The 6,885-nt window shown below is 58.7% G+C and carries 10 protein-coding genes; 8 read left to right on the forward strand and 2 right to left on the reverse strand.

The annotated features are described in order from the left end of the window. Window positions 1-578: 578 nt before the first annotated feature. The 6 genes from FKZ61_RS23380 to FKZ61_RS23405 all read left to right on the forward strand — a co-directional run bounded on the left by FKZ61_RS23380 (window position 579) and on the right by FKZ61_RS23405 (window position 3,482). Window positions 579-971, forward strand: coding sequence for a HEPN domain-containing protein (locus tag FKZ61_RS23380; RefSeq protein WP_141612581.1), 393 nt, complete (start codon window positions 579-581; stop codon window positions 969-971). Further along, the gene (locus tag FKZ61_RS23385) at window positions 916-1,293 is read left to right on the forward strand and encodes a nucleotidyltransferase domain-containing protein (RefSeq protein WP_170200240.1); all 378 of its coding nucleotides are present in this window, start codon (window positions 916-918) and stop codon (window positions 1,291-1,293) included. Before FKZ61_RS23380 ends, FKZ61_RS23385 begins: the two co-directional genes overlap by 56 nt. A gap of 692 nt (window positions 1,294-1,985) precedes the next feature. Beyond that, window positions 1,986-2,246 (forward strand): UPF0175 family protein, encoded by a 261-nt coding sequence (locus FKZ61_RS23390; RefSeq protein ID WP_141612583.1) that lies wholly within the window; start codon window positions 1,986-1,988, stop codon window positions 2,244-2,246. After that, the gene (locus FKZ61_RS24375) at window positions 2,243-2,734 is read left to right on the forward strand and encodes a DUF3368 domain-containing protein (protein ID WP_141612584.1); all 492 of its coding nucleotides are present in this window, start codon (window positions 2,243-2,245) and stop codon (window positions 2,732-2,734) included. Before FKZ61_RS23390 ends, FKZ61_RS24375 begins: the two co-directional genes overlap by 4 nt. Before the next feature lie 297 nt (window positions 2,735-3,031). Continuing rightward, window positions 3,032-3,292 carry a DUF4258 domain-containing protein gene (locus FKZ61_RS23400; RefSeq protein ID WP_211358711.1) on the forward strand — a complete coding sequence of 87 codons (261 nt, stop codon included), beginning with the start codon at window positions 3,032-3,034 and terminating at the stop codon, window positions 3,290-3,292. Then, the gene (locus FKZ61_RS23405; protein WP_141612586.1) at window positions 3,276-3,482 is read left to right on the forward strand and encodes a DUF2283 domain-containing protein; all 207 of its coding nucleotides are present in this window, start codon (window positions 3,276-3,278) and stop codon (window positions 3,480-3,482) included. The genes FKZ61_RS23400 and FKZ61_RS23405 overlap by 17 nt, the downstream gene beginning before the upstream one ends. A gap of 400 nt (window positions 3,483-3,882) precedes the next feature. On the opposite strand, the gene FKZ61_RS23410 is transcribed toward FKZ61_RS23405, so the two are convergent. Both FKZ61_RS23410 and FKZ61_RS23415 read right to left on the reverse strand, forming a co-directional pair. Then, window positions 3,883-4,383 (reverse strand): DUF3368 domain-containing protein, encoded by a 501-nt coding sequence (locus tag FKZ61_RS23410; RefSeq protein WP_141612587.1) that lies wholly within the window; start codon window positions 4,381-4,383, stop codon window positions 3,883-3,885. Beyond that, entirely contained in the window at window positions 4,380-4,691 is a 312-nt protein-coding gene (locus FKZ61_RS23415) for a UPF0175 family protein (protein ID WP_141612588.1), read from the reverse strand. The genes FKZ61_RS23410 and FKZ61_RS23415 overlap by 4 nt, the downstream gene beginning before the upstream one ends. Window positions 4,692-5,272: 581 nt before the next feature. On the opposite strand from FKZ61_RS23415, the gene FKZ61_RS23420 reads away from it, so the two are divergent. Together FKZ61_RS23420 and FKZ61_RS23425 are read left to right on the forward strand one after the other, a co-directional pair. Further along, entirely contained in the window at window positions 5,273-5,515 is a 243-nt protein-coding gene (locus tag FKZ61_RS23420; protein ID WP_141612589.1) for a hypothetical protein, read from the forward strand. Then, complete coding sequence (locus FKZ61_RS23425) at window positions 5,512-5,964, forward strand: type II toxin-antitoxin system VapC family toxin (RefSeq protein WP_141612590.1); 453 nt, start codon at window positions 5,512-5,514, stop codon at window positions 5,962-5,964. Before FKZ61_RS23420 ends, FKZ61_RS23425 begins: the two co-directional genes overlap by 4 nt. Window positions 5,965-6,885 lie beyond the last annotated feature (921 nt).

The raw sequence follows: 6,885 nt of genomic DNA on the forward strand, positions 1-6,885 counted from the left end.
AGCAACTAGCCAGCTTTGCGCGGTCGCCCCGCACGCCGTTCAGGAAGTGTTATTCGGTTCTCAAGGATCAGAGGTGCCGTTTTGTCGATTGTTACCGAGACATATCAGCGTCCTCATTTGACCTTTTGGCAATAGAGCCATCGTGGGGATTGTGGTCAATCAAAGGGGGATAAATCGACAACGATTCATCCGCGTACAGGAACGTATCCCGACCAGGACAGGCGTCCAAGGAATAGAATACACAATCGCCGGAGTCCGCCCATGGGACGCCACGGTATGGGCGCTGCTTGCTGCGCCCGCCGCCCCCGGATAGGGCGGCGCCCAAAGGCACCCGCCTGGGGGGAGCGCCTCTGGGCCCCTGTCCCTACATCCTGTACCGACGATCTTGAACTATACCCCTGCCCAAGGAGCGGGTAGACACGGCGGGAGGATGGCGCTATACTCTATTCGGGAACGCCCGGCCAGAAGCCGGGGATACCGGTCGACGTCGGAGCCCGCCACAGACAGGGCGGCGCCCAAAGGCACGCCTCTGGGCCCCTGTCCCTACTTCAGTGTCAGATGCAACGGGGAGGGAATGGGTGAATCGATATCAGGACTGGCTGGCTCAGGCCGAGCGGGACCTCCAGCGTGCGGCCATCGACATCAAGTACGAATACTGGGAGTGGGCCTGCTTCACTGCGCAACAGGCAGCCGAGAAAGCGGTCAAAGCACTTCTGATGCACCAGGGATATAGTGCATGGGGACACTCCATAACCCCAATGCTACGGAATCTGGAGACGCTAAATGTGCCCACTGCCCTGATTGAAAAGGCGCAGTCGTTGGACGCCTACTACATCCCCACCCGTTATCCGAACGGCTTTGCGGAAGGCAAGCCGGCAGATTACTACAATGAATCTCAGGCCAGGGAAGCAGTGGATGCTGCGACAGAAATCATCCGATTCTGTAAAACTCATATCACTGAATCAAAATGAGGTACTGGCGGCGCTGGTGGAGATTGCCGAAAGGATCCGGAAAGACCATCCCGACGTTTCCTCGATCCGGGTCTTCGGCTCCATCGCCCGGGGGGATCATGTCGGGACCAGCGACGTCGACGTCCTCATCATCCTGAATCGCGATATACACACGCTCACAGATCGCCTGGCCCAGATCCGGCGCTTTTATCCATATTTTGATCTACCCATCGGCGTTGATCTGTTGGTGTATACGCAGGATGAGATCGATCGGCGGCTGGACGCGGGTGATGCGTTCATCACACGGATCTGGCGGGAAAGCCGGCTGCTGAGTCCGTCCTAGCCCCTGGTCCATGATCCTGGCCGCCTCCCTGGAGGCCATGGTCTGGCGCCCCCTCGTGCCCGCCCCTGCCGTCCTTGAACCCCTCTCCAAGCGACCTGATGGTGATTACTTTAGATCCTGGACGCCAGCCACTTCCTGACTTCAGCCCTCCAGGTCGCTCTGCGTGGAGAACAGATGCTGGCTTAGGCGAGACAGGCCGTAGGGACAGGCCCCCGTGCCTGTCCGTTCAGGTGGATGCCGAACCGTCTCTCATCTCGGGGATCCACCCTGTCCGAATGCAATCCACACCCACCCCGATTTGGCACCGCACCCTGGCCAGAATTCACAGGTGTCGCTCAAGATGGTCGGAGTTCGCCCATAGGACGCCGCCGATGGTCCCGTTTGGAAACGGGACCATCGTCTGTGCGGTATGGAAACTGCACCTACGGGATCCACCGAATCTGGGACGCCCCCCGTCGCGGTGGGTCCCGCTCAAGATGGTCGGAGTTCGCCCATGGGACGCCACGGTAGGGGCGCTGCTTGCTGCGCCCGCCACCCCCGGCTAGGAGAGATGCCCAAGGAGCGGGTAGACACGGCGGGAGGATGGCGCTATACTTCGGGTCAGGAGGTCAGAAGCCCGGAAAATCGGGGTTTCCAGGTGCCTTTCGTGCACCCGGCGGTTCCATCTTGTTCTAGAGGAAAGGGCAATTGCGATGACAGATCTGGTGTCAGCACTTAGCGAAGATCTACGGGAGGCGTTGCGTATCCCGCCAGAGGAACAGGAGGCCCGACTGCGCCAGGAACTGGCGGTCCGCCTGTATGCCAAGGGGTTGCTCTCCCTGGGAAAAGCCCGTCAACTGGCCGAAATGTCGAAATGGGATTTCCTTGCCTTGCTGGGCCGCGAAGGAATCCCACGCCATTATGACCAGGAAGAATTGCAAAAAGACCTGGAAGTTCTGGAGACATTGACGTGAAGGTTGTTGCAGACTCATCAATTCTGATCAGTCTGAGCAATATCAATCGCCTGGAACTTCTCCCACGTCGCTTTCACCAGGGTATCTTTGTACCCGAGGCCGTGTGGCGGGAAATCGTGGAAGCAGGACATGGCCGCCCCGGTGCCGATGCAGTGCATTCTGCCAGTTGGATTACTCGTCAGAATGTGCAGAATCGTGCTTTGGTGATCGCCTTGGAGACCACCCTGGACGGAGGAGAAGCCGAAGTAATTGCATTGGCTCAAGAAATCCAGGCAAATCTGGTTCTATTGGATGAGAAGGAAGCGCGCAAGGTAGCCCGTCGGTTAGGACTACCAACTTTGGGTACAGTAGGAATGTTGATTTGGGCCACGAAGCAAAAAATCATTCCGAGTCTGCGTGTAGAATTAGATCGGTTGCGGGAGGAAGGGGGATTTCGGTTGGGCGAGGATGTATATCAGATCGCCTTGCAACAGGTAGGTGAAGCTTAAACCTCTGTTTCGTACTGCTAAGCCTACTGGGGTAGGGTAAATCTGGCCGCAACCGTAGGGACAGGCCCCACGGGCAGCACGCCTGGGGTGGCCCGTTTCGGGCGGGCATGGGGGCCCACCCCTACAGCCCTTCATCCCATCTCCTTTCAGGATTCCACCCCGCCCGGATGGAATCCGCACCGACTGACCCAATTTGGAACCGCACCCTGGCCAGAATCCACTCCCCACTCCCGGTCACCACAGGCTGTGCTATAATCATCGGTAGCACGGGCGATTCCACATGGCGGAGGATGCATAGTGGCGATTCGCTATACCCGGCATGCCCGTTATAAATTTGAAGTGTTGGAACGGCATGGATTTCCGGTAACGGAAAGTCAGATCGCCGACACATTAGCCAGGCCAGACATTGTGATCCAGCAGCCGGAAGGACGGTATATCGCTCAGAAACGGCTTACAGAACGCCATGTTCTGCGTGTCGTCTATCGCCACGAGAACAGCGACCTGGTGGTGATTACTTTTTATCCCGGCAGGAGGGCACGGTATGAAGATCCAGTATGACCGAGAAGAAGATGTGTTGACAATTGAGGTCATGCCCCAAGGCACCATCGATCATGCCGAACAGACAGACTCCATGATCGCCCACTTTACCGCGGATGGGCAGTTGGTGCTGCTGGAGATCCTGGACGCCAGCCACTTCCTGACTTCAGTCCTCCAGGTCGCTCTGCGTGGAGAACAGATGCTGGCTTAGGCGAGACAGGCCGTAGGGACAGGCCCCCGTGCCTATCCGTTCAGGCGGATGACGGGCCATGTCGGGCCGTGGACAGGGCCAGCCCCGCACCCACCGGGTGGGTCTGGACAAGGCCCCGGACCGGCCCCACGGGCAGCCCGTTTCGGGCGGGCACGGGGGCCCGCCCCTACTTCATCCCATCTCCTTTCAGGATTCCACCCCGCCCGGACGCAATCCGCACCCACTGACCCCAATTTGACACCGCATCCTGGCCAGAATTCACAGGTATCGCTCAAGATAGTCGGAGTTTGGCCATCAGGCGCCACGGCAGGTCCCGTTTGGAAACGGGACCATCGTCTGTGCGGTATGGAAACCGCACCTACGGGATCCGCCACAATCTGGGATGTCTCCCCCATGGCACTCAAAGCAGTCCCTGATTCCCTTCATCAGCCAACGTACGTGCAGCCTGGTAAAGTTCGTCACTCATCCGAAACCCTGCGGCCAGGAGTCTATCCAACAAGGGGGTTATAGCGGAGATTAGCCCCCGCTTTTTTGCCACAATCAACGTTCCCAGCGTGCCCGTCTTTGTCAGGCCTCGTGCCTCAGCCACTCGTCGCCCACGCGATTCGTCCATGAGCAACAGATCAGCATTCATTTCCATAGCCAACACAATAGCCTCGCTCTCGCCGGCATCCAACCGGTCTCTCAGGAGCTGAACGGCCATGGTCTCCCGAACTTCAACAACGTGGATCCAACTCGCCACGTCTACTTCAGCCGCACCTGGACGTCCCTGTCCTAATGCGACCACCTCATGCCGAACAGCCGGCGGAATATACAACTCGCCGTAAAGCAATTGCAACAGGGTGAAATGGCCGATCTGGGCCAACGCAATCAAGGGACCGGCGTTGGCAACGACGATCATGCCTTGCTCCCCGGCCTATCGCCCTCACTGTCCTCATGGAATAGCTGTTCTAGCATATTCACTTCGGACACCAATTCCTCTGGAGTTTCCATGAAGTAAAAGAGCCCATGTCGCGCCAATAGCTGAATGAACTCCAACTTGGAAACACCCAATAATTCGGCCCCCTTCCCTGAAGAGACGCGCCCCTCTTGGAACAACTGCAGTGCAATCAGTTCCCGCAGCCGAGCCTCTAGCTGTTCCTGGGGGATTTCTAGTGCTCCCAACAAGTCTCGCGGGAATTGTAAATGTACCGTCAACATGCTGCTCATGCACCACCGCCTTTCCACGCCGAATCTTCCACCTCGGGTGAATTAAGAATAGACCATACAAGGCCAGGACGTCAACCACTACTGCCGTCGAGCCGTCCGTTGCCTTTGACTTCATGGAAACGTTTCAGCCACCACTCCGACTATGCCCCTTGGCATAGTCACAATCGCCGAAGCCCCCCATGGGACCCCACGGTAGGTCCCGTTTGGAAACGGGACCATCGTCTGTGCGGTATGGAAACCGCACCTACGGGATCCGCCGCAATCTGGGACGCCCCCCATCGCGGTGGGTCCCGTTCAAGATGGTCGAAATCCGCCCATGGGACGCCACGGTAGGGGCGCAGCAAGCAGCGCCCGCCCACCCCGGACAGGGCGGCGCCCAATTGGCGGGTGCCCCCCGGGCGCGCCTCTGGGCCCCTGTCCCTGCATCCTGCACCGACGATCTTGAACGATACCCATGCCCAAGGAGCGGGTAGACACGGCGGGGGGATGGCGCTATACTTCGGGTCAGGCAGTCAGAAGCCCGGACTGGCCATTGATTTGGGTGATGATGGCATGGTTGAGTGATGGAGAAGGCTATGGACATGAACACGCTCAAAACCTCTTTGCGGGACCAGGTCATCGGGGTCCTGGATGAGTTGCCGCCGGAAGGGATGGCTGAACTTCTGGACTTTGCCCTATTTTTGAAACAACGGTTACAAGTTCGAGAAGCCCTTCAGAGACGGCAACTGAAAACCGCTTCCGCTGCCCATCTGGACGGGCTGATCGGTCTGGTGGCGTGGGGTGGTGATGCCCTGGCAGATACAGAAGGTCTTTACGAAGCATGAGCAGGCCAGTTGCCATCGACAGCAACGTGCTCGTGGCGTTGATAGATCGGCAAGACAAATGGCACCGTCAGGCCCAGGCATTGTTAGCTGCGCTCAAGACGGAAGGAGCTTCTCTGGTCTACTTTGACTGTGTTCTCAACGAGACGATCAGTGTGATGGCGCGGCGGGCCCAGGAACAGAGACGATCTGCTGAATTCTCAATGCTTCTGGACGAGCTGTTGCGTCGGGTACCCGAGGACGCTGTCACGTGGATTTCTGTGGATACCCAGCGCCTGTTCAACCGTGTAATAGAGCTGATTCGAAACACCGGGGGGGCGTTGAATTTCCACGACGCATTGATCGTCCTGGCCTGCCAGGAATTGGGTATTGAGGCGATTGCAAGTTTTGACGGGGATTTCGACCTGGTCACAGGATTGCTCCGCATTTCGGACTCTTCGGGGGTAAGTTGAATCTGTCTGTACGGGGCGCCGGGCAGGCCCCACAGGCAGCACGCCTGGGGTGGCCCGTTTCGGGCGGACACGGGGGCCCGCCCCTACCGTCCTTGCCCCCTTCCCCATTCACGACCCCATCCAGCCCGGATGAAATCCGCACCCTGGCCAGAATCCACGGGTATCGTTCCAGATCGTCGGAGTTTGGCCACCAGGCGCCACGGTAGGTCCCGTTTAGAAACGGGACCATCGTCTGTGCGGTATGGAAACCGCACCTACGGGATCCGCCGCAATCTGGGACGCCCCCCCACCGCGGTGGGTCCCGTTCAAGATGGTCGGAGTCCCGCCCATGGAACGCCACAGTGGGGACGCAGCAAGCAGCGCCCGCCGCCCCCGGCCAGGAAAGAGGGCCAAGGAATGGGTGAAAGTCGGGGATGGAAAAATGGGACACGGACTGGTAGGTCCGGTCTCCTGGCCGGACATCCACACCCGGCGGGACGGGAACCCATGTCACGCAGGGATGCGTGACCTACGCGGATCGTGCGGATCTTTCATCCTTCGTGGTGAAGGTGTATGAAACTCAGATGCAGCGACGTTCTGTCTGTGTCATCCGTGTCATCTGCGGCTAAAAACTCAAGTCTGCCTGCAGCTCCCTCCAGAAGTTCCCAGAATGCCCCATGTGGTGGTACTATAGGTTCTGTCGACAGGATACCCATATCCATCGGAGCCCCCTCATGGGGAGTGGAGGCCCACAGAGGACGCCACAGGGCGCCCGCTCGTAAATCCCGGCAGAAATTCGCCAATCGTTTCCACCAGAGGGAGCGCGCCCAAAGGGCACCCGGAATTTCTGCCGTGGTATTTACGCCAGACCGTACTAGTCCCTGCCGGGCAGCCCATCAGGCGATGCCTCGGGGTAAGGACCCTCTGGATGAGCTATGGCTG

Source organism: Litorilinea aerophila, assembly GCF_006569185.2.
GTDB classification, from domain to species: domain Bacteria; phylum Chloroflexota; class Anaerolineae; order Caldilineales; family Caldilineaceae; genus Litorilinea; species Litorilinea aerophila.